Source organism: Ralstonia sp. UNC404CL21Col (assembly GCF_000620465.1).
GTDB classification, from domain to species: domain Bacteria; phylum Pseudomonadota; class Gammaproteobacteria; order Burkholderiales; family Burkholderiaceae; genus Ralstonia; species Ralstonia flatus.
In genome coordinates this window covers 585,061-607,671 of sequence record NZ_KK211140.1, presented here as the reverse complement: position 1 = coordinate 607,671, position 22,611 = coordinate 585,061, and the positions used below count along the sequence as shown (strand labels likewise).

General features: G+C 64.0%; 23 protein-coding genes. 12 read left to right on the top strand and 11 right to left on the bottom strand.

Going from position 1 to position 22,611, the window contains the following annotated elements; genetic code table 11:
• Positions 1-27 precede the first annotated feature (27 nt).
• Positions 28-546 (top strand): hypothetical protein, encoded by a 519-nt coding sequence (locus N511_RS0120750; RefSeq protein WP_027681025.1) that lies wholly within the window; start codon positions 28-30, stop codon positions 544-546.
• A 244-nt stretch (positions 547-790) separates the two neighbouring features.
• Here the strand turns inward: N511_RS0120750 and N511_RS0120745 are convergent, their stop codons facing one another.
• The 6 genes from N511_RS0120745 to N511_RS0120720 all read right to left on the bottom strand — a co-directional run bounded on the left by N511_RS0120745 (position 791) and on the right by N511_RS0120720 (position 7,668).
• Complete coding sequence (locus tag N511_RS0120745; protein ID WP_027681024.1) at positions 791-2,332, bottom strand: 2-isopropylmalate synthase; 1,542 nt, start codon at positions 2,330-2,332, stop codon at positions 791-793.
• Between the two features lie 315 nt (positions 2,333-2,647).
• Positions 2,648-3,520, bottom strand: a complete 873-nt coding sequence (pssA, locus tag N511_RS0120740) for a CDP-diacylglycerol--serine O-phosphatidyltransferase (protein ID WP_027681023.1) — start codon at positions 3,518-3,520, stop codon at positions 2,648-2,650.
• 13 nt (positions 3,521-3,533) lie between these two features.
• Positions 3,534-4,181 carry a phosphatidylserine decarboxylase gene (locus N511_RS0120735; protein ID WP_004630830.1) on the bottom strand — a complete coding sequence of 216 codons (648 nt, stop codon included), beginning with the start codon at positions 4,179-4,181 and terminating at the stop codon, positions 3,534-3,536.
• 146 nt (positions 4,182-4,327) lie between these two features.
• A complete protein-coding gene (ilvC, locus tag N511_RS0120730; protein ID WP_009241074.1) occupies positions 4,328-5,344 on the bottom strand; it encodes a ketol-acid reductoisomerase in 1,017 nt (338 codons plus the stop codon).
• Between the two features lie 75 nt (positions 5,345-5,419).
• Positions 5,420-5,911 (bottom strand): acetolactate synthase small subunit, encoded by a 492-nt coding sequence (gene ilvN / locus N511_RS0120725; RefSeq protein ID WP_027681022.1) that lies wholly within the window; start codon positions 5,909-5,911, stop codon positions 5,420-5,422.
• Positions 5,911-7,668, bottom strand: a complete 1,758-nt coding sequence (locus N511_RS0120720) for an acetolactate synthase 3 catalytic subunit (RefSeq protein WP_027681021.1) — start codon at positions 7,666-7,668, stop codon at positions 5,911-5,913. Before N511_RS0120720 ends, ilvN begins: the two co-directional genes overlap by 1 nt.
• 359 nt (positions 7,669-8,027) lie before the next feature.
• Here N511_RS0120720 and N511_RS0120715 point away from each other — a divergent pair, with 359 nt between their 5' ends.
• The 10 genes from N511_RS0120715 to N511_RS0120670 all read left to right on the top strand — a co-directional run bounded on the left by N511_RS0120715 (position 8,028) and on the right by N511_RS0120670 (position 15,796).
• On the top strand, positions 8,028-8,594 hold the full coding sequence (locus tag N511_RS0120715; protein WP_012762315.1) for an RNA polymerase sigma factor: 567 nt from the start codon (positions 8,028-8,030) through the stop codon (positions 8,592-8,594).
• Complete coding sequence (locus N511_RS0120710; protein WP_027681020.1) at positions 8,591-9,031, top strand: DUF3619 family protein; 441 nt, start codon at positions 8,591-8,593, stop codon at positions 9,029-9,031. The genes N511_RS0120715 and N511_RS0120710 overlap by 4 nt, the downstream gene beginning before the upstream one ends.
• A gap of 11 nt (positions 9,032-9,042) precedes the next feature.
• Positions 9,043-9,888: a DUF3106 domain-containing protein gene (locus tag N511_RS0120705; RefSeq protein ID WP_027681019.1), complete on the top strand. Its 846-nt coding sequence runs from the start codon at positions 9,043-9,045 to the stop codon at positions 9,886-9,888.
• A 96-nt stretch (positions 9,889-9,984) separates the two neighbouring features.
• Entirely contained in the window at positions 9,985-10,509 is a 525-nt protein-coding gene (locus tag N511_RS0120700; RefSeq protein WP_027681018.1) for an RDD family protein, read from the top strand.
• A 30-nt stretch (positions 10,510-10,539) separates the two neighbouring features.
• Entirely contained in the window at positions 10,540-11,556 is a 1,017-nt protein-coding gene (locus tag N511_RS0120695; protein ID WP_027681017.1) for an esterase/lipase family protein, read from the top strand.
• A 244-nt stretch (positions 11,557-11,800) separates the two neighbouring features.
• Positions 11,801-12,751 carry a UDP-2,3-diacylglucosamine diphosphatase gene (locus N511_RS0120690; RefSeq protein WP_027681016.1) on the top strand — a complete coding sequence of 317 codons (951 nt, stop codon included), beginning with the start codon at positions 11,801-11,803 and terminating at the stop codon, positions 12,749-12,751.
• An 86-nt stretch (positions 12,752-12,837) separates the two neighbouring features.
• Positions 12,838-13,881, top strand: a complete 1,044-nt coding sequence (locus N511_RS0120685; protein ID WP_027681015.1) for a glycosyltransferase family 4 protein — start codon at positions 12,838-12,840, stop codon at positions 13,879-13,881.
• 12 nt (positions 13,882-13,893) lie between these two features.
• Entirely contained in the window at positions 13,894-14,358 is a 465-nt protein-coding gene (locus N511_RS24415; protein WP_051530973.1) for a diacylglycerol kinase, read from the top strand.
• A gap of 137 nt (positions 14,359-14,495) precedes the next feature.
• A complete protein-coding gene (locus N511_RS0120675) occupies positions 14,496-15,215 on the top strand; it encodes a TetR/AcrR family transcriptional regulator (RefSeq protein WP_027681014.1) in 720 nt (239 codons plus the stop codon).
• Complete coding sequence (locus N511_RS0120670; RefSeq protein WP_027681013.1) at positions 15,212-15,796, top strand: TIGR00730 family Rossman fold protein; 585 nt, start codon at positions 15,212-15,214, stop codon at positions 15,794-15,796. Before N511_RS0120675 ends, N511_RS0120670 begins: the two co-directional genes overlap by 4 nt.
• Before the next feature lie 12 nt (positions 15,797-15,808).
• Here the strand turns inward: N511_RS0120670 and N511_RS0120665 are convergent, their stop codons facing one another.
• From N511_RS0120665 to N511_RS0120650, 4 genes are read right to left on the bottom strand one after another with little or no spacing between them, the layout of a single operon-like run.
• Positions 15,809-16,387 (bottom strand): DUF924 family protein, encoded by a 579-nt coding sequence (locus N511_RS0120665; protein WP_027681012.1) that lies wholly within the window; start codon positions 16,385-16,387, stop codon positions 15,809-15,811.
• A 49-nt stretch (positions 16,388-16,436) separates the two neighbouring features.
• A complete protein-coding gene (locus tag N511_RS0120660; RefSeq protein ID WP_027681011.1) occupies positions 16,437-16,841 on the bottom strand; it encodes a group II truncated hemoglobin in 405 nt (134 codons plus the stop codon).
• Positions 16,842-16,875: 34 nt separating this feature from the next.
• On the bottom strand, positions 16,876-19,410 hold the full coding sequence (locus tag N511_RS0120655) for an ABC transporter permease (RefSeq protein WP_027681010.1): 2,535 nt from the start codon (positions 19,408-19,410) through the stop codon (positions 16,876-16,878).
• Positions 19,411-19,466: 56 nt separating this feature from the next.
• Positions 19,467-20,567, bottom strand: coding sequence for a substrate-binding domain-containing protein (locus tag N511_RS0120650; RefSeq protein ID WP_027681009.1), 1,101 nt, complete (start codon positions 20,565-20,567; stop codon positions 19,467-19,469).
• 158 nt (positions 20,568-20,725) lie between these two features.
• On the opposite strand from N511_RS0120650, the gene N511_RS0120645 reads away from it, so the two are divergent.
• Positions 20,726-21,574 carry a substrate-binding domain-containing protein gene (locus tag N511_RS0120645; protein WP_027681008.1) on the top strand — a complete coding sequence of 283 codons (849 nt, stop codon included), beginning with the start codon at positions 20,726-20,728 and terminating at the stop codon, positions 21,572-21,574.
• An 18-nt stretch (positions 21,575-21,592) separates the two neighbouring features.
• Here N511_RS0120645 and N511_RS0120640 read toward each other — a convergent pair whose 3' ends face one another.
• Complete coding sequence (locus N511_RS0120640; RefSeq protein WP_027681007.1) at positions 21,593-22,540, bottom strand: LysR substrate-binding domain-containing protein; 948 nt, start codon at positions 22,538-22,540, stop codon at positions 21,593-21,595.
• Between the last annotated feature and the right edge of the window lie 71 nt (positions 22,541-22,611).

Below are 22,611 nucleotides of genomic sequence, written 5' to 3'. Positions count from 1 at the left end.
AAGCCATCGGGAGGACCCATTGTGAGCATTCGATCGACATGGCAGTGCGCGGCGCTGCTCGCCGTAGCGCTGGCTTCAACAAGCGCGTGTACCGTGTTGGCGCCCGTACAAACGGGCGAAGCACTCGTCGGCCAACCCGCTTCCGCCGTGGAAGCACGATTTGGCACACCACCGGAACGGTATCCGCACGCCGGTGGCGGCACGCGCTGGCTCTATCCGACGCAGCCCTACGGGCAATTCACTTATGCCGCCGATTTCGATGCGAGCGGCAAGCTCGTCTCGTTCCGGCAGATTCTGACCACGATGGATTTTGCACAGGTCCGCGTCGGCACGGCGACGCAAAACGATGTGCTGCAGACGTTCGGCAAGCCCGAAGAAACCGCGTATTTCCGGCTGATGGATCGGCAGGTTTGGTCCTACCGTTTCAAGCATGAAGGCGTGTGGCCCTCGCTGATGCACTTCTATTTCGACCCCGACGGCATCGTGCGGCTCACGCAGGTCAGCCCCGACCCGATGTACGACCACGATCACGATTCCAGCCGCTGAGCCCGCGTCAAAAGCCAGAACGGCAACATCCACGCGAGGCGCATCGCCCGGCGTGGACGTTCGGGTCGGCCATGTCGTGGATCGCACAGACATCGCTCTCAAAGACGGCTGGCATGGTGCACGCTCCTGACGTGCCCGGTGCCGCCGCACCCGCTTCGCGTTCCGGTGGATAACCGGGTGCGCGCTCAGTGGTGATCGTGTTGGGGTCTGGGCCGACTCCTGCGTGTGTTGATGAAACCCGCGATCAGATCTGCGGGTTAAGTTTTTCGCTGCTCTTGTCCTGGAGCTTGTTCAGCGCGGCAAGGTAAGCCTTGGCCGAAGCCGCAACGATGTCCGGATCGGTGCCCACGCCGTTGACGATGCGGCCCGACTTGGACAGCCGCACCGTCACCTCGCCCTGCGCCTGCGTGCCCGTCGTAATCGCGTTGACGGAATACAGCAGTTGCTCTGCGCCGCTGGCAACCTTGCTCTCAATCGCATTCAGCGTGGCGTCGACCGGGCCGTTGCCCTCCGCTTCGCCCGTCACTTCCTTGCCGTCTGCCACGAAGACGATGCGTGCATGCGGCCGCTCGCCGGTTTCCGAACGCTGGGCCAGCGACACGAAACGGAAGTGCTCGCCCTCGCTGTGCTGCGCCTCGTTGGAAACGATGGCGACGATGTCTTCGTCGAAGATCTCGGCCTTCTGATCGGCCAGCTCCTTGAAGCGCGTGAAGGCGGCGTTCAGTTCGGCCTCGGAATCCAGCTCGATGCCCAGCTCCTGCAGACGCTGCTTGAACGCGTTGCGGCCAGAGAGTTTGCCGAGGACGATCTTGTTGGCCGTCCAGCCCACGTCTTCGGCCCGCATGATTTCGTACGTGTCGCGCGCCTTCAGCACGCCATCCTGGTGGATGCCCGAAGCATGTGCGAAAGCGTTGGCACCAACGACCGCCTTGTTCGGCTGCACGACGAAACCGGTGATTTGCGAGACCAGCTTGGACGCCGGCACGATCTGCGAGGTGTCGACACCGACATCGAGGTTGAAGTAGTCGCGACGTGTCTTCACAGCCATCACGACCTCTTCGAGGCTGGTGTTGCCGGCGCGCTCGCCCAGGCCGTTGATCGTGCACTCGATCTGGCGTGCGCCGCCCAACTGGACAGCGGTCAGCGAGTTGGCAACAGCCATGCCCAGATCGTCATGGCAATGCACCGACCAGATCGCCTTATCGGAATTGGGAATGCGCTCACGCACCGAGCGGATCAGCGCGGCGTAGCCTTCCGGCACCGCATAGCCCACCGTATCCGGCAGATTGATGGTGGTCGCGCCTTCGGCGATCACACCTTCCAGCACGCGGCAGAGGAAATCCATATCCGAGCGGCTGCCGTCTTCCGGCGAGAACTCGATGTCATCGGTGAACTGGCGCGCGAAGCGCACCGCCAGGCGCGCCTGCTCGTACACCTGGTCCGGCGACATGCGCAGCTTCTTTTCCATGTGCAGCGCCGATGTGGCGATGAAGGTGTGGATACGAAACTGCCCCGCCGGCTTGAGCGCCTCGGCAGCGCGGGAAATGTCGCGGTCATTCGCACGGGCCAGCGAGCAAATCCGCGAATCCTTGACCGACTGGGCAATCGCGCGGATCGCTTCAAAGTCACCATTGGAGCTGGCTGCGAAGCCGGCTTCGATCACGTCCACCTTGAGCCGCTCGAGCTGCTTGGCGATGCGGATCTTCTCTTCCTTGGTCATCGACGCCCCGGGGGACTGCTCGCCGTCGCGCAAGGTGGTATCGAAAATGATGAGTTTGTCGCTCATGGCGGCTCCTTGGTGGGGTGACGTTTTTGGCGTCGGTCTTAGTGGTGTTTTGGATGGTTTCTTGCGGCGCAGAATGCAAAACGCCCCGGCGTGCATGGTTGCAGGCCGGGGCGCTGTGAATTCTGGTTCGCGAAAACTTGGCGGTTTCTGTTTGCCTTGTCTTGCGATTTCCTATGCACGTGTCCCGACCTGACGACCTAGTAGGCCATCAATCGAGACTAGCGTAATCAGAATGGAAATCGGGCGCGAAAGCATGCGAACGACTATAGACGAATTCAAAAATTGACGCAAGCGCACACTGATGAAGCGCATGGGTCACTCATGCGCGTCGTCTGACGCCTGCTTCGGCAGGCGCGGACTACCCTGCTGCCCATGCAGCGCGCGCCAGCCCCAAAGCACGTAGCCCGAGACTGCGTAACCAACGAACAGACCGAACAACGCCACCGGCGGATCGCTCGATATCACGACAAACAACACAAGCACGAGCACCATCACGCCGAATGGCACACGGTGGCGAACATCCAGCGCTTTGCCGCTGTAGAACGGCGCGTTCGACACCATCGAGAGCCCGGCATACAACGTCAGCCCGAAGGCGACCCACGGCATCCACAGCTCTTTGACGGGCAGCTTATTGTCGATCGCCAGCCAGACAAATCCGGCGATGAGCGCGGCGGCGGCCGGGCTCGGCATGCCCTGGAAGAAGCGCTTGTCGACCGACCCGATGTTCGTATTGAAACGCGCCAGACGCAGTGCAGCACCAGCGCAATACACGAACGCCGCGAGCCAGCCCCACTTGCCCAGGTCACGCAGAATCCATTCGTACATGACCAATGCGGGCGCCACGCCAAACGACACCATGTCCGACAGCGAATCGTATTGCTCGCCGAATGCACTTTGCGTGTTGGTGATGCGCGCGACGCGGCCGTCCATGCCATCGAGCACCATCGCCGCGAAGATGGCGATGGCAGCCGTCTCGAAGTTCAGGTTCATCGCCTGCACAATGGCGAAGAAGCCGGCGAACAGCGCAGCCGTCGTAAACGCGTTGGGCAGCAGATAGATGCCGCGGCGGCGCGGACGCACGATCTCAAGATCGTCGTCATCCGGCCTCGGCTGGTTGTGCCGCAGCGGACGCAAGTGCGTCACGTTGCCGGCGGTAAAACGCTTCTTGCGTCGGTTGAACGCGGGCATGGCGGCCTCCGGATCAGTCCAGCTCAGCAAGCACCGTAAGCGTGGCGGACACCTTCTCGCCAATGGTCACGCGGGGGCGTGCCGTCAGCGGCAGATACACATCAACGCGCGAGCCAAAGCGGATGAAGCCATAGCGCTGGCCCCGCGTGAGCACTTCCCCTGCCTTGGTATAGCAAAGGATGCGCCGCGCGATCAATCCGGCCACCTGCACCGAAGTGACGAGCTGGCCATCAGCGCGGCGCAGCACGATGGCGTTGCGCTCGTTTTCGAGCGACGCCTTGTCCAGGTCGGCATTGACGAACTTGCCCGGGAAGTACTGCACCTGCTGCACCGTGCCATCGACCGGTGCGCGGTTCGAGTGCACGTTGAACACGTTCATGAACACGCTGATCTTCAGCGAGTCGCGATCCGCATACGGGTCACGCACCTGCTCGACTGCGACGATGCGGCCGTCGGCCGGCGAAAGAATCGCATTGGCCTGTGTTGGCACGGCGCGCGCCGGATCGCGGAAAAACTGCAGGACAAACAGCGTCAGCACCCAGAACGGCCAGGCCCAGCCGAAGCCGGCGGCAGCCTGCACAATGAGCGTGACGATGAAAATCCCGCCCAGGTACGGCCAACCCTCGCGGGCGATGATGGGATGCGGATACGTGTTGTTCAAATCAGACCTCGACAGCGTCTTGAAGGAAATGCGGCATTCTAGCCGACACGGGGCCGCGCCAGCACTTGAAACAATGTCTGGCGCCCTGGAATCAGCATAAAAAAAGCCAGCCCGAAGGCTGGCTTTCTGGCACAAGATGCGTCCGATCAGTTCTTCGACTGGTCGACCAGCTTGTTCTTGGCGATCCACGGCATCATCGCACGCAGCTTGGCGCCAACTTGCTCGATCTGGTGCTCTTCGGTCAGGCGGCGGCGCGAGATCAGCGTCGGCTGGCCGGCCTTGTACTCCAGCAGGAAGCTCTTGGCGTATTCGCCGGTCTGGATGTCCTTCAGGCACTGCTTCATGGCCTTCTTGGTCTCTTCCGTCACGACGCGCGGGCCGGTGACGTACTCGCCGTATTCGGCGTTGTTCGAGATCGAGTAGTTCATGTTGGCGATGCCGCCTTCATAGATCAGGTCGACGATCAGCTTCAGCTCGTGCAGGCACTCGAAGTAAGCCATTTCCGGAGCGTAACCGGCTTCCACCAGCGTCTCGAAACCAGCCTTGATCAGTTCAACGGTACCGCCGCACAGGACGGCTTGTTCGCCGAACAGGTCGGTTTCGGTTTCTTCGCGGAAGTTCGTCTCGATGATGCCGGCACGGCCGCCGCCGTTGGCGGTGGCGTACGACAGAGCGATATCACGTGCGGCGCCCGACTTGTCCTGGTGCACGGCGATCAGGTGCGGCACGCCGCCACCTTGCGTGTACGTGCCGCGCACGGTGTGACCCGGCGCCTTCGGGGCGATCATGATGACGTCCAGATCCGCACGCGGGATCACGGCACCGTAGTGCACGTTGAAGCCGTGGGCGAATGCCAGTGCGGCGCCCTGCTTGATGTTGTTGTGCACTTCGTTCTTGTACACATCGGCGATCTGCTCGTCCGGCAGCAGGATCATGACAACGTCGGCTTCCTTCACAGCCTCGGCCACTTCCTTGACCTGCAGGCCGGCGTTGACGGCCTTGTTCCACGACGCGCCGTTCTTGCGCAGACCGACCGTCACCTTCACGCCCGAGTCGTTCAGGTTCAGGGCGTGGGCGTGGCCTTGCGAGCCATAGCCAACGATGGTGACGTTCTTGCCCTTGATCAGGGAGAGGTCGGCGTCCTTGTCGTAAAACACTTTCATGTTGATGTCCTAATTTTCAAATACTTCGATATCGATGGGGTCCGGCCGCAGTTGCACGCTGGTGCACGCGCCGGTTCAAACCTTCAGAATGCGCTCGCCGCGGCCGATGCCCGAGCCGCCTGTGCGAACGGTCTCGAGAATGGCAGTGCGATCGATGGCATCGAGAAACGCGTCGAGCTTGCTGCCGTTGCCGGTCAGCTCGATCGTGTAGGTCTTCTCGGTCACGTCGATGATGCGGCCGCGGAAGATGTCCGCGGTGCGTTTCATCTCCTCGCGCTCCTTGCCGACCGCGCGCACCTTCACGAGCATCAGCTCGCGCTCGATGTGCGCACCTTCGGTCAGGTCGACGACCTTGACGACTTCCACCAGGCGGTTCAGGTGCTTGGTGATCTGTTCGATGATGTCGTCCGAACCAGTCGTGACGATCGTCATGCGTGACAGCGAGGGGTCTTCGGTCGGGGCGACCGTCAGCGTCTCGATGTTGTAGCCACGCGCCGAGAACAGGCCCACCACACGCGACAGCGCGCCCGGTTCGTTTTCAAGCAGGACAGAAATGATGTGGCGCATTACAGATCCTCCGCGCCGAGCAGCATTTCAGAAATTCCCTTGCCCGCCTGGACCATCGGCCAGACGTTTTCAGTCGGGTCGGTCTGGAAGTCGAGGAACACGGTGCGATCCTTGAGTCGGAAAGCCTCGCGCAGTGCGGGCTCGACGTCAGACGTTTTCTCGATGCGCATGCCGACGTGGCCATACGATTCGGCCAGCTTCACGAAGTCGGGCAGCGCCTGCATGTAGGAATGCGAGTAGCGGTTGTCGTACTCGATTTCCTGCCACTGGCGGACCATGCCGAGGTAACCGTTGTTGAGCGAGCAGATCTTCACGGGCGTGTCGTACTGCAGGCAGGTCGACAGTTCCTGAATGCACATCTGGATCGAGCCCTCACCCGTAATGGTGACGACTTCCTTGTCCGGGAACGCCTTCTTGATACCCATCGCGTACGGCAGGCCGACACCCATCGTGCCCAGACCGCCGGAGTTGATCCAGCGGCGCGGCTCGTTGAACTTGTAGAACTGCGCGGCCCACATTTGATGCTGACCGACGTCGGAGCAGATGAAAGCGTCGCCATTGGTCAGTTCCCAGATCTTCTCGACCACGTATTGCGGCTTGATGATCTCGGAGGTGCGGTCGTACTTCAGGCAGTCGACGCTGCGCCACTGTTCGATCTGTTCCCACCACTTGGCCAGCGCCGTCTTGTTCGGCTTGGCTTCGCCAGACTGGATCTGGGCGATCATCTCCTGCAGCACGTCCTTGACGTTGCCGACGATGGGGATGTCGACCTTCACCCGCTTCGAAATGGAAGACGGATCGATGTCGATGTGGATGATCTTGCGCGGCTGCGAGGTGAAGTGCGCCGGGCTGCCGATCACGCGATCATCGAATCGCGCGCCAATGGCAATGAGAACGTCGCAGTTCTGCATCGCCATGTTGGCTTCGTACGTGCCGTGCATGCCGAGCATGCCCACGAACTGCTTGCTGGTGCCCGGGAATGCACCCAGACCCATCAGCGTGTTCGTCACGGGGTAACCGGTCAGCGCAGCCAGCTGGCGCAGCTCTTCGCTGGCCTCGGCGAGCACCACGCCGCCGCCCGAATAGATATACGGACGCTCGGCCTGCAGCAGCAGGCTCACTGCCTTCCGGATCTGCCCCGAATGGCCCTTGTTGACCGGGCTGTACGAGCGCATCTCGATGGTCTTCGGGTACTCGTACTTGCAGAGTTCGCGCGAGACATCCTTGGGGATATCCACCACGACCGGACCCGGACGGCCCGTTGCGGCGATGTAGAACGCCTTCTTGATGGTCGAGGCGAGGTTGCGGACGTCCTTGACCAGGAAGTTGTGCTTGACGATCGGGCGGGTAATGCCGACGGTGTCGCACTCCTGGAAGGCATCCTGGCCGATGGCGTGCGTCGGCACGTTACCGGTGATGATCACCATCGGGATCGAATCCAGGTAGGCGGTGGCGATGCCCGTTACGGCATTGGTCACGCCCGGGCCGGACGTCACGAGGGCGACACCGACCTTGCCCGTGGCGCGCGCATAGCCGTCAGCCGCATGGACTGCAGCCTGTTCATGGCGCACCAGGATGTGTTCGATCTTGTTTTGCTTGTAGAACGCGTCGTAGATATAGAGCACCGCGCCGCCGGGGTAACCCCAGACGAACTCGACGCCCTCTGCCGCGAGCGCATTGACGAGGATGTCAGCCCCCATCATGTCGGCAGATGAACCGCTATTGGCGTGGGAAAATTCCGCGCTTGGCATATTCATGTCAGTCCTTTGCAATTTTCGGCAAAAAATTGTTTGGATGCTCTCTACCGGGCTTGTGGCGCGGATTTGAGCGGTGCGCGTCTGCATGGATGGTCCGCCTGATGGGCGTCCAGATGAGACAAACCACAGATGTTGTGAACCGGGGATGATACTGCAATGCCGCATAGCGGTCCAGCGCCGGCGCGATTCTCGCTAGCAAGCGGTCCGCCAGACAGTCGGACTGTCCGCGGAGCCGCATTTTTGCTAGCATCGCAACATTTTTCACGGCCAAGGCCGTTGACGCCACGCGGCGTGATCATCACATCTTGAGAATGTGAATTTTCGCGCGGCTGCCTCACAGGATTCGCACCCGCCGTTGTATGGCCTCTGAACAGGAACTGTCGGCCTTTCTCCTAAGCGTCGAGAAACGCGCCTTCAAGCAGGCGGTCTTCGCGGTGCGCGACGACGACGCCGCGCTCGATATCGTGCAGGACGCCATGATCAAGCTGGCCGAGAAATACGGCGACAAGCCGGGGGCCGAACTCCCCCTGCTCTTTCAGCGCATTCTGCAGAACACGATTCACGACTGGTTTCGCCGCTCCAAGGTGCGCAACACATGGGTGAGCCTGTTTTCCAGCTTCCGCACGGACGCCGAGGGCGACGACACCGACCCGCTGGAGCTGATCGAAAGCGAAGCCGGCACCACTGCGGCGGAAAGCAGCGCCGACAAGGTTGAGCGCTCGCAAATGCTGGAAATCCTGGAACGCGAAATCGAGAAACTCCCCACGCGTCAACGGGAGGCCTTCCTGATGCGTTACTGGGAGGACATGGATGTTGCCGAGACAGCCCAGGCGATGGGCTGTTCCGAGGGCAGTGTAAAGACGCACTGCTCGCGGGCGACACACGCCCTGGCCCAAGCGCTGCGGGCGCGAGGGATCCGACTATGAACAAGGTAGAACTTCGAGAACGCCGTTTTGTGCATGCCGTCCGAACCGCTCTGAACGAGTCGGCAGGACAGTTGCCGCCCGACGTGCGCGACCGCCTCGCAGCGGCGCGCCGGACGGCGCTTGCGCACAAGAAAGCGGAAGTGCCGAGCACGGTGCGCTCGCCTGCCTTGGCAATGCCGGGCCTCGGCTCGGTGTCCTTCGACACCGAAGGCGAAGCACCGTCGCCGCTGCAGCGCGCCGCCGCAGTCCTGCGCCGCCTCGGCCTGCTGTGGCCGACCATCGCGCTGGTGGCTGGGCTCGCGGGCATCTATCAGTGGCAGCAGCAGCAACGCGTCGACGAACTCGCGGAGGTCGATGCCGCAATGCTGCTCGACGATCTGCCGCTGGCCGCTTACGCCGATCAAGGCTTCCATCAGTACCTCAAGCACGATCAGTGAAAGGCTGATCGATGAGCAACTTCCAGCACACCCACGGCCAACCACCGCGAGGCGGACGGACACTGCGCCTGCGCGCCGGCATCGTTGGCTTGATCGGCGCGATCGGCCTGACGACGGGGCTTGCGATCGCGCAGGTTCCGGCCGCTTCGGCGCCTGCTGTAGCACCCGGCGTGACAGTCAACGCGCCGGTCGATCTGCCGACGCCGCCTGCCACCAACCCCCTACCCGCCGTTCACCCGAACTGGGGCGAGCTGACCATCGTCCAGCAGCGCATCTTCGCGCCTCTGGCCCCGGAGTGGAATGGCCTGCCGGAATTGGCCCGCAAGAAGTGGCTGCAGATTGCCCAGGCGTATCCGAAATACACGCCCGCCCAGCAGCAGCGCCTGCAAACGCGCATGGCGGACTGGGTCAAGCTCACACCGGAACAGCGCCACCGCGCGCGCGAAAATTTTCAGACCACCAAGTCGCTTCCTGTGCAGAAGAAGAGCGAGGCGTGGCAAAGCTATCAGCAGTTGACGGAAGAGCAGAAAAAAGCACTGGCTGCCGCGGCAAAGGCGCAAAAGCACCCGTCTGCCGTCACGGCGCTTCCGGGCGGCACAGGCCTGGCGAAGGACGCTGCCAAGTCGCTCCACCACGGTGCGCGTACCAAGCCTGGCACCACGAAATCGGTGCCGACGAACAACGTGACCGCCACGGCATCCGCGCCGGCTGCAACACCCGCGGCACCACCCGCGGCTGCCGCAGCGGCACCTGCACCGGCAAGCACGCCGACGGTGCCCGCGCACCCCGCGGCACCGCCTGCGACCACGGGTGGAGACTCGGGCAACCCGCCACCGTCGACGGTGCTGGGCGGCTGAAACCCGCACACCCTTTGGCATAATCCGAACCACGTGCCGCGCGGCCTCCGCGCGGGCCCATGATGGACTGCGCTGACGGCGCTCACACCCTGTTCGATGGCCACCTCCGCTTCTTCGACTTCGCCGGTCGCGACGCCTGATCCGCTCACAGCACCCACGTTGCGTCGCCGTCTTGCCGCCATGCTGTACGAAGGCCTGCTGCTGTTTGGCGTGATGTTTGGCGCAACGGCTGTCTTCCTGCTGCTGCGCCTGATCGTCCCACCCCTTGCCCGGACCGGCGATGTGGGACTGCAGGTATGGGGCTTTCTGGCGCTGGGTCTGTACTTCGTGTGGTTCTGGCGCAAGCGCGGCCAGACGCTGGCGATGCAGACATGGCGCATGCGCGTGGTCAACGCCGACGGGTCACGTATTTCGCTGGGTCGTGCCGTTGCGCGCTATCTGCTGGCGTGGGTGTGGGTGGCCACAGCAGTTGGCGTAATCCACCTGAGCGGCGCGTCGCGCTGGGCCGGTGCCGGTGTCGCTCTCGCATGCCTGCTGGCTTGGGGCGCGTTGGCGTGGCTCGATCCGCAGCGCCAGTTCCTGCACGATCGCCTGGCCGGCACGCGGCTGGTGCGCGACTGATCGGCTGCACACTCGGCGGCGACCCCCACCATGACGCGCGCCGATCTGCCCACCTCCCCCGTTCCCTTCGCCTTTCTGACCGCAGCCACCGCGCGTCGCATTGCCGTGGCGCTGCAGTGCGCGGCAACGCTGGCGGTTGGCTGGGCGGCACATCGGTGGGGCGGATGGAGTTGGCAGGCAGCGGGTGTGCTCGCGGGCGTGGCGTTGGTGCTCGGGTATCTCGTTTCGATCGGGTGGGCGTTCTTGGTGTCACTGAAGAGCCTGGGCACCGCGATACCGGACGACCCCATGTGGGACCGCATGCCCGTGCCGCGCGAACAGCGCATCGGCATCGCGGGCTTTATCGCGTGTTGGTTGCGCGAGTGTGTCTCCGTCGCTTGGATGTTCAACGTGCTGCAACCCTTCGGGGCGCATGCTTCGTTCGATGCGCCGGCAGATGAGGGCAAGCGCGTGCCGGTGCTGATGATTCATGGCTATGGCTGCAATCGCGCGGTGTGGCTGCCGATGCAGCGTCATGTGGCCGCCGCCGGACACCCGACAGACGCCATCGACCTCATGCCGTTGCTGGGCGACATCGACGAATACGCCCGGGACATTGCTGCTGCCGTCGCGCGACTGATACGCACGCACGGCCGCGCGCCCGTCTTGCTCTGCCACAGCATGGGCGGGCTCGCCGCACGAGCGCTGCTGCGCGAGGTGCAGCCGTGCCCCGTCGCGCATGTCATCACGCTCGGCACGCCACATCGGGGCACGGCAATGGCGCGTACAGCGCGCGGCCGCAACGTTCGTCAGATGGCGTGGGCGAGCCCGTGGCTGCGCCAACTTGCGGCGTCTGAAACGCCAGCCGTTCGCGCGCGCATCACCTCCATTTTTTCGTGGCACGACTCCATCGTCGGGCCGCCTGGTGCGTCTTGGCTGGAAGGCGCGCGGCACGTCCCATTCGCGGGCGTTGGCCATGTGTCGCTGCTATGCGACGCACGCGTGCGCGATGCGGTGCTGGCAGAACTCGCACGAATTGAGAGCATCGCTGCGACGGCCTCTGCCTGAAACGCGCGCTGGGCGCAGTTCTTCGGCGCACACCTCTCTCTTTCTCGGCAACTGCGTCATGTGACGGTCATGTTTCTGACACGGCTTCTTCATGCGGCGATGGCGAAATCCGTCCAACGCAGCCTCTGTTGCCGACATGGTCCTGCCAAATCTGCCATCGCGCCTTGGATTTCTCCGCCGCCTCGCGCAACGCTTTCGCGCTGCTCCCCTCACCGGTTCCGACTGGAACGCTCCACCGCCGCTGATGCAAATGGCCGCCGGACTCGCCGCTGCGGGTGCGCTGGGCTCGGCTGTACCGGCAGGTCGGGGCGATGTGCGCGAGCACGAAGCACCGGTCGCCACGCCGGCTTCGACGCTGGCGCCCGATCGATCGGCCGACACCGACACTGATCCGCCTGCCGAAAAAATCCAGCGTTACCGCACGATCTGGCTGTCGGACATCCACCTCGGCACGCCGGGCTGCCAGGCCGACTACCTGCTCGACTTTCTCAAGCACCACGAATCGGACACGCTGTACCTCGTGGGCGACATCGTCGACGGCTGGCAACTGCGCAAGGGCTGGTACTGGCCGCAGGCCCACAACGATGTGGTGCAGAAGGTGCTGCGCCGCGCGCGCAAAGGCACACGCGTCGTGTTCATCCCGGGCAACCACGACGAGATGGCGCGCCAGTTCCACGGCCTGAACTTTGGCGATATCGAAGTCGCTGAAGACGCAGTGCACGTGACCGCCACGGGCAAGCGCCTGTGGGTCGTGCACGGTGACCTGTTCGACGGCGTGATGCAGCACGCGCGCTGGCTGGCCTACGTCGGCGACTCGCTCTACACGTTCATCCTGGCGATGAACCGGCACTTCAACCGCATCCGCGTGCGGCTGGGTTTTCCGTACTGGTCGCTGTCGCAATACCTGAAGCACCAGGTCAAGAACGCGGTCAACTTCATCAATTCGTTCGAGCGTGTGATGACGGACGAAGCGCGCCGCCGTGGCTGCGACGGCGTGGTCTGCGGGCATATCCACAAGGCCGAAATCCGCGAGATCGACGGCCAGCTCTACTGCAACGACGGCGACTGGGTGGAGAGCCTCTCTGCACTGGTCGAAACCATGGAAGGCGAACTGCAGATCGTCTACTGGACGCATCTGCTCGATGCGCCGCGCACCTCCCGCCGCGCACGCCGTGCCGCTGCGGCCGCCGCCTGATGGAAGCCTCTATGACCCACACCAGCATCGACCTCGTGCAGCCCGCTGCCGCCCACCCTACCCCCCAAGGAGAGCCCGTGAAAGTCATGATCGTCACCGATGCCTGGGAACCGCAGGTCAACGGCGTCGTCCGCACCCTCACCCAGACGCGTCGTGAGCTGGAAGCCATGGGGCACATCGTCGACATGATCACGCCGCTGGAATTCAAGACGGTGCCGTGCCCGACATATCCGGAAATCCGCCTGTCGATCCTGCCGTCCAAGCGCGTGCGGGAGCGCATCGAACAGTTCGCCCCGCAAGCCCTGCACATCGCGACCGAAGGCCCGCTGGGTCTGGCCGCACGCGCCTATGCGCTGCGCCACAAGTTGCCCTACACGACGGCGTACCACACGCGCTTTCCGGAATACGTGCAGGCGCGCTTCGGCATTCCGCTGGCCTGGACGTATCGCTTCCTGCGCTGGTTCCACAGCCCCGCCCAAGCCGTGATGGCGCCCACGCCCGTGGTGCTGAAAGACCTTGCCGACTATGGCATCACCAACGGCGTGCTGTGGACGCGCGGCGTCGATCTGGACATCTTCACCGCCCAGCGCAGCAACGTGCTCAACACGGCGCACCCGATCTTCCTGTACGTCGGCCGTGTGGCCGTGGAAAAGAACGTTGAAGCCTTCCTGGAACTCGATCTGCCGGGCTCCAAGTGGGTGGTGGGCGAAGGCCCCGCCCTGGCCGGGTTGAAGGCTAAGTACCCGAATGCCAGCTACCTCGGCGTGCTGAAGCAACCGGAGCTGGCCAAGGTGTACGCCTCGGCGGATGTGTTCGTCTTCCCGAGCCGCACCGACACGTTCGGCCTGGTATTGCTGGAAGCACTTGCGAGCGGCCTGCCGGTTGCCGCATATCCGGTGACGGGCCCGATCGACGTACTCGGCGATTCCCCGGCCGGCGCGTTGCGCGAAGACCTGCGCGAAGCCTGCCTGGAAGCGCTGCGTATTGACCGTGCCACGGCACGGGCGCATGCCGAGAAGTTCTCGTGGCGCGCCGCCTCGGAGCAATTCCTCGCGCACCTGCGTCCGATGCCCGCGGCCTCCGCCGGCAACACCAAGGCTGCCGAACCGTCCACCGCTGCGGGTGCCTGAGTCTTGCGTTCCATGAAGCCCACCACCCCGCCGGATCGGCGACTGGAAAATCCGCCCGCACCGCCGGCGCCAGGCGCGTACTCGCCGGCCGACAACCCGCATAAAGGCAATCGCGGCATCACGCGCGCGTGGTTTGCGCTCAAGAACTCGATCAGCGGCATCCGCTTCGCCATCGACGAGGAAAGCGCGTTCCGCCAGGAGCTGACGCTGTGCGCGATCCTGCTGCCGTGCGCGTTCGTCATTCCCGCCACCGTGGTCGAGCGCATTCTGATGCTCGGCACGCTGGTGCTGGTGCTGATCGTGGAACTGCTCAATTCGAGCGTGGAAGCGGCGGTCGACCGCATCTCGCTGGAGCAGCACGGGCTGTCAAAGCGGGCCAAGGATTTCGGCAGCGCGGCCGTCATGCTGGCTCTGCTGCTGTGTGTGGGGACGTGGGTGGCGATCGCTTGGCCGTGGGCGGCATCGCTGTTGCGCTAGGAACACCAGCGAAAAGCCTGCGACAACGTTTGGCTATGAATTCCCCGCAGCATGTGGGGATCGTTGCACAAGCACGATCTCTTATAATCCGGGCACCAATACGCCACGGAGACAGGGCCACCGGCCTTGGCAGTTCAATGGAAACCAAGCAGCATTCCACCGGCCCGCGCCGGACGCGCGATCGCATTCTCGAAGTGTCGCTGCGCCTGTTCAACGAACTGGGCGAGCCCAACGTCACGACCACGACGATCGCCGAAGAGCTGGAGATCAGCCCGGGCAACCTGTATTACCACTTCCGCAACAAGGACGACATCATCAACTCGATCTTCGTGCAGTTCGAGCAGGAGATCGCGCGTCGCCTGAAGCTGCCGGATGACCACAAAGCCACGCTGGACGAAACCTGGGGCTACCTGCAGTACATGTCGGAGTTCCTGTGGAACTACCGCTTCCTGTACCGCGACATCAACGATCTGCTCGCGCGCAACCGCATGCTTGAACTGAACTTCAAGCGCATCGTCGAGCAGAAGCGCCACTTCGCCATGGACATCTGTCACCAGTTCATCGAAGACGGCGAGATGGAAGCCACGGCCGAGCAGGTCGACGTCATTTGCACCAATATCGTGGTGATTGCGACCTACTGGCTGTCGTTCCAGTTCGTGCAGCACCCGCGGCAGTACAACGACCAGAACGCGATCCGCGATCACCTGCACGGCGCGAGCTACCACATCCTGTCGATCCTCGCGCCTTACCTGCGCGGCAAGCCGCGGCGGGCGTTTGATCTGCTGGCCGTGAGCCGCAGCAACGATCCGCCTATCGGCACCCCGGGCACCCCTAGCAACAACACCCCTGCTCAATGAAATCGATCTGCGTCTATTGCGGTTCCAGCCCGGGCGAGCGCCCGGAATACAAAGCCAACGCCATCGCGCTGGGCAACGAGATGGTCAAGCGCGGCCTCACGCTCGTCTACGGCGGCGGCAACGTCGGCCTGATGGGCGTGGTGGCCGACGCAGTGCTGCACGGCGGCAGGCCGGTCATCGGCATCATCCCGAAATCGCTGGTGCGCAAGGAGGTCGGGCATAAGGAGCTGACCGAACTGCACATCGTCGACAGCATGCATCAGCGCAAGCAGATGATGGCCGATCGCGCCGATGCCTTCATCGCCATGCCCGGCGGCGTCGGCACCTACGAAGAGCTGTTCGAGACCTTCACGTGGCTGCAGCTCGGCTATCACAACAAGCCGATCGGCCTGCTGAACGTGGCGGGTTTCTACGACAAGCTGCTCGCCTTCATCGACCATGCGGTGCAGGAAGGCTTCCTCAAGCGTCACCACGCTGACCTGCTGCACGTGAGCGACGACCCCGCCGCCCTGATCGACATGCTGGCCCGTGCGCCGCGCGAGACGGTCGACAAATGGTCGGAGCGCCGCGAGCGCACGTAAGCCCCGCCAGGGCTAAAACGACGACCCCGGCTGTTTCAGAAACTCCACTTCCTCGGGCGTGGAAACGCGCCCGAGCGCTTCGTTGCGATGCGGAAAGCGCCCGAAGCGCGCCACGATCTCGCGGTGCTTCTCCGCCCAGATAAGCGGGTCCGCATCACCTTCCTGGTCGCGCAGGCGCGTGTAAAGGCGAATCGACTCATCCTGCGCCGACAGCGCCTCGCTGTGCTCGAACGGCAGGTAGCAGAACACACGGTGATGGCGCGTTGGCAATTGCGCATCCCATCCTGCGGCCACGACAATCTGCGCGGTGTGCAACGCAGCGGCGTCGCTGGCAAAGGCGCGCGCAGTGCCACGAAACATGTTGCGCGAGAACTGGTCGAGCACGACGATGCGCGCGATGGCCTCGAGCGGCGTGTCCATCCAGGTGTCGGCGTCGCCCGTGGAAAGCGCTTCCCACAGCGGCAGGAAACGCGCGCGGATCTCGGCATCGAACGCATCGGACTTGGTGAACCACTCCGGGCGGGCGTCAATCAGCGGCGCAGTGCCGAACCAGAACGCGAGCACGTCGTCTGCGGTGGGCAAACCGATCATCAGGGTCTCCTCGAATATGTTCTTGTAGGGTGCGCTTTCGCGCGGCACCTTAGCGCTGCACGTTCCGCATCCAGTCGGCGGTCTGCCAGAAGGCCTGCATCAACCGCATCTGCAGGGCTTCGTCCAGACCGATGTCTTGCATGGCGAGGGCCATGCAGCGCATCCACTGATCACGCTCCTGCGTGCCGATCTCGAACGGCATATGGCGCGCACGCAGGCGCGGGTGGCCAAAGCGCTCGATGAAATGATTCGGGCCGCCAAGCCAGCCGCACAAAAACCAGAACAGCTTGTCGCGCGATCCATCGAGGCTTTGCGGATGCAGCGCGCGCAGCACGGCAAACTCGGGCTCCAGATCCATCAGGTCGTAGAAGCGGTCAACGAGTTCGCGCACGCGCGCCTCGCCGCCAATCAGATCAAACGCCAGGGTTTCCTGGCCGGAAGTTGCATCAGTCATACAGCGTTGGTCACTTCTAAAAATTCGGGCGCCATCATGCGTCACGGAGCGTTGCCATGGCGGGGCGACGCAGCACGTCGCGCAAGCCCAGCCAGCCACCAATAAAGGCGCACGCCATGCCGCTCACGATGCCCACCGGCAGGATCGCCGGGTTGAAACGATACGGAAAATCGAAGACGTACGCCGACAGCACCCAGCCGATGGCGATCGCGCCCACGCCGGCCATCAACCCGGCGAGGCCACCCACGATCAGCACTTCCGCGTACTGCGTCTGACGTACCACGCCGGAGCTTGCACCAAGCGCGCGCAGCACGCCGGCATCACGCAGGCGCTCGTCGCGCGAGCCGGAGAGCGCCGCGTACAACACCAGCACACCCGCCGCCAGCGTAAAGACGAAGAGGAATTCCACCGCCGCCGTTACCTGGTCCAGCACGCCCTGCACCTGCTGCAGGATCAGCTCGGTATCGACCACCGTCAGGTTCGGAAACTCGCGCACAAGCTTGGCCGGCAGATCGGCGTGCCCGGCGGGAATGCGGAACGCAGTCACGTAGGTCTGCGGCATGTCGCGCAGCGCCACGGGCGGCAGGATCACGAAGAAATTCACGCGCATCGAACTCCAATCGAGCTTGCGCAAAGACGTGATGGGCGCATCCACCGTCTGCCCGGCGACGTCGAAGCGCAGCACATCGCCCAGGTGAAGGTTGAGCGTCTTGGCAATGCCCTCTTCCACCGAGGCCTCGGGCTTTTGTCCACTGAACCATTGGCCGGAAACGATGCGATTTTCAGGCGGCTGCGCGGTGGCGTACGACAGGTTGAATTCGCGTTCGACCAGATTGCGGGCGCGCGATTCGGCATAAGTCTGGCGATCGATCACCTGGCCGTTCACCTGCGTGAGGCGCCCGCGCACCATTGGATAGAGTTTCGGATCGGCCACGCCGGCCTGCGCGAGGGCCTGCGCCACCGCCTGCATCTGGTCAGGCTGGATGTTGATGATGAACCGGTTGGGCGCATCGGCCGGCGTGGCGTTATGCCACGAGCGGATCAGGTCGTTTCGCGTCATGGCGAGCAGCAGCAGCGCCATCAGACCAACCGCAAGCGCCACGGTCTGCAGCACGCTCACGCCGCGACGGCGCTCCAGCACGGCGAGCGCAAAGCGCCAACCCACGCTCAGCGCACGACCCCGCCCCAGCGACATCGCCAGCGCGCGCAACCCGCCTGCTGCCAGCAGCGCAAACACGACGATGGCGCCGGCAAACCCGGCGGCGGTCAGCGCGCCAAGCTTCACGTCACGCGCAGACACGACCAGCAGCGCAAAGAACGCAGCAGCACCCAGCGCATAGCCAATCCATGCGGCAACCGCGCGCTCGGCTACATCGCGCCGCAGCACGCGCAGCGGCGCCACGCGCACGAGGCTCAGCAACGGCGGCACGGCAAAGCCGATCAGCAGCACCAGTCCTGCCGTCACGCCCACGACCGCAGGCCAGATGGATGGCGCGGGCAATGTCACCGTGACCAGGTCGCCAAGCGACGCCAGCAACAGCCAATGCGCGCCATAACCCAGCGCCACGCCCACCGCTGAACCAATGACGCCGATGAGCAAAAACTCCAGCGCGAACGTGCCGAGAATCTGCCCTTGCTTGAGCCCCAGGCATTTGATGACGGCCACCGCATCGGTATGCCGCGCGGTGTAGCGGCGCGCGGCCATGGTGATCGCCACCGCGGCAATCATGGCCGCCAGCAAGGCGACGAGCGAAAGGAAGCGCTCCGCACGGTCCAGCGTTTCGCGCATCTGCGGCTGGCCGTTCTGCAACGATTCCACGCGCACGCCACGCAACTGGCGCGTCTTCGCTTCGTTCTCGGCCCAGGTGTGGAACGCGCCGGCAGCGGCATCCGGACCCGCCACCAGCAGGCGATACGTGACCCGGCTGCCGTAGGTGACGAGGCCCGTCGAACCGAGGTCCGACATCGGCAGCATCACCCGAGGCGCGAAATTCATGAAGCCCGCGCCGCGATCGAGTTCCTGGGTGATGACATGCGCGATCTTGAAGGTGCGCGTGCCGAGGCGTATCGCATCGCCCACGCGAAGGCCGAGCGCTTCGAGCAGCGGCGCATCCACCCACACTGTACCGGCGGCGGGAATGCCCCGAATGGGCGCACCGGCGGTATCCCGACCGTCATCGCTGACCTTCAGCGTGCCGCGCAGCGGGTAGCCCACGTCGACGGCCTTGATGGCGGCGAGTTGCGAAGCAGGTTCGCCCGAGGCGCCCTTGGTCAACGTGCTCGCCATGCTGGGGAACGTGGCGGTGTGCGTGACCTGCAGGCCGCTCGCGCGCGCATACGCTTCGATGTCGGGCGGCAGCGGTTGGTCGGACACGACAAGCACATCCGCGCCGATCAGTTGACGCGCGTCGCGCTCCAGACCGGCATGCATGCGATCGGCAAGGAAACTGACGGACGCCAGCGCGGCCACCGCCAGCACCAGCGCGACGAGCAACAGGTTCAGTTCACCGGCGCGCCAGTCGCGGCGCAGCATGCGCAGGGCTTGGGTCCAGACGGAGAAACGTGACATGGGCGGAACATGGACGAGGCGCGCAATGGCGCAAACCCCGCCATGTTCGCACGACTTCAGCGGGCCAGCGCGCGGGCCTCGTCAGCGTGCCAAGGCAGCGCCTGCTCCGCGGTGAGCAGCGAAACGTGCTCGGTCGGCCGGTAGCCGGCGAGATGGCCCAGGCCTTCGCGGAAGGCCGGCTGCCCGATGCGCTCGATCAGCTCGCGCACCCAAGGCGACAGCGCGTCATTGCGGCGCACCGCCAGGTAGTACGTTTCGCGCGTCAGCGGCACAAAATGCAGGCCGTGGGCTTCGGCGCCGGGGCGCAGGCCGAAGCCGACGTCCGCCCGCCCTTCCTGGACGGCCACGGCGATCTTGTCGCTGGAGAATTCCTGCTCGTCATACCCATTGATCTGGTCGGGATACAGCCCGGCCGCCACCAGCAACTGATCGAACAGCAAGCGCGTGCCCGAGCTGCGCTGACGGTTGATGAAGCGCGCCTGCGTGCGCGCCAGATCGCCCAGCGACTGCACCCGTCCCGCCCATTCCGCCGACATCATCAGCCCCTGCTCGCGATCGGCCAGGGCGATCAGGCGCACGGCGGTGGGCCGCAGCCACTTGCGCAGGGTCTGGTGCGCGATCGATCCCGCCCCTTGCTGCGGCGCCACGTAGAAGCCTGCCACCTCGCATTGCTTTTCCTGCAGGCAGATCAGCCCCTCGACGGCGCTGCAGAATACGGTGTCGATATGGGCGCCGTGGCTTTGCCGCGCAAACGTCTCGGCCAGCAGTTCCACGGCCGGGTCATGGCTGCCCGAGAAGCGGATGCGCGCCTGCGACTGCGAGGCGTCGTCCAGCTCGGACAGGAATTGGCTCATGGCCTGATGCAGTGCCGGATCGAGCTGCTCGCGCAGGCGCATCTCTGCGCGCAGCATGCGCTCACCGAAAAGCGTGAGCGAAGCGCCCCGGCCCCGCTCCATGTCCAGCAGGGAGCGGCCGAGCATCTCTTCCCACGACCGCATCACCCCCCAGGCGTGCCGGTACGACAGCCCCACCTGTTTCGCCGCGCGATGCAGGGACCCCGTCTCTCGAACAGCCCGCAGCAACTGAAACACCTTGCCGTTCGCACGCGGGTTGTCGTCCGGCCCCACCACCGGAAATACCTCGAACTGGAATGTCATTATGTTTATGGTTTCCTATTTACTTCCGCCGTGGCCCGGGAGAACAATCCTGCCCATTCCGGGGCGGGCATCTCGTGGTCGCTGGCTGCCCCCGACGTTGCCGCCATCATGCAGCATCCGACATAAAGCGTCCACGCCTTCGCGCTAACCCCCACAACATGCCCGGATTGTCCAAAGCCCTTCGGCTACCTGCCCTCATTTGTCTGACGCTCGCGGTTGCCAGTGCCGCATATGCTGGTGATCTCCGCATGGCCACCACTACCAGTACCGAAAACTCCGGTCTGCTGAAGGTCCTGTTGCCCAAATTTGAGGCGGCCACCGGCGTTCATGTGCAGGTGATTGCCGTTGGCACGGGCAAGGCGGTCAAACTGGGCGAATCGGGGGATGTGGATGTGGTGCTCGTGCACGCCCGCCAACTGGAAGATGCCTTCGTCGCCTCAGGGGGCGGCATCGACCGCCGCGACGTGATGTACAACGACTTCATCCTCGTCGGCCCAGACACGGACCCGGCCCACGTGCGCGGCCAGAAGAACGTCATTCAGGGGATGGAGACGATCGCTGTGGCAGGCGAAAAAGCCGGCGCCAAGTTCATCTCGCGCGGAGACAACTCCGGCACCGATGTCATGGAAAAGGCCTACTGGAAGACCGCCAACATCGACCCGAAGGGCAAGCCGTGGTACGTGAGCGCAGGACTCGGCATGGGCGAAGTGTTGAACATGGCCGCGCAGATGAATGCCTACACGCTCTCCGACCGCGCAACCTACGGCGCCTACCGCGCCAAGACGGGCCTGGACATCGTGCTGGCCGGAGACCCGCGCATGTTCAACCCCTACGGCATCATCGCGGTCAACCCGAAGAAACATCCGGGCATCAACTACGCCGATGCCACCAAGCTGATCGAATGGATCACGTCACCGGCGGGCCAGCAGGTCATTGCCGACTTCAAGGTCAACGGGGAGCAGGTGTTTTTCCCCAACTACGGAAAGGCCGTCGCAAGCGGAAAGTGAGCCCGGCCCGGCGCAGGTTTAGGCCACCGCCGATTCCAGCTGCGAATGCTGCGGCAACTCGGCCGCCACTTCGCCGATCATGCGGCGTAGCCACATCACATCGGGCGCGGCATGGCTGCGCTCGTGCCAGAGCTGGTAAAAGCGCATCTTTGGAAACGCCATGGGCGGCGGCAGGATGCGGATCGGCAGATACTGCGCGCAATGCGCGGCGAACTGGCGGCCGGTGGTGAAGACCAGATCGGTGCGCATCAGGACATACGGCACCAGCCCGAAATACGGCAGCGATACCTGGATCTGCCGCTTCAGTCCCTGCTCGGCAAGTGCCTGATCGATCATGCTGCGCTGCATGACGGCATACGGGGCCGGCGCAAGATGCGGCATCTCCACATAGTGCTTGAGCGAGATGCCCTTGCGCGCCAGCGGGTGCTGCGCACCCAGCATGCAAACGACTTCATCGTCGAACAACGGCGAGATATGCAGGTGTTCCGGCGGCGAGAGCCAATTGCCAATCACCAGGTCCATACCGCCCTGCTCCAGCGCGGCCAGGTAATCCACCCCGGCATTGAGCGGATGCACCACCAGCTTGGCTTGCGGCGCCTGCTTGCGCAGACGCTCGACGATGTTGGGCAGGAAGAAGGCGTCAAGGTAATCCGGTGCCCCCAGGTGGAACGTGCGCGTGGTGTTGCCGGGGTCGAACTCCTGAGACGGGCGGGCGATACGTTCCATTGCCTCCAGGCTCTGCTGGGCCAGCGTCAGCAGATCATGGCCGCGCTCGGTCGGCACCATGCCGTTCTTGCCACGGACCAGGATGGCGTCGCCGGTGATCTCCCGCAGGCGCTTGAGCGTGTTGCTGATGGCCGGTTGCGACTGGCCGAGCTTGACCGCCGTACGGGTCACGCTCTGCTCGGTGAGCAGCGTGTAGAGAACGCGCAGGAGGTAGGTATCGAGGTGATCTTTGCCGTGCATCTGGAGGCGGGTAACGGCTGCGCCGACCCTTCTAAAAAAACGTGCTTGGGGACGCTGTCAGTGTATGTCAG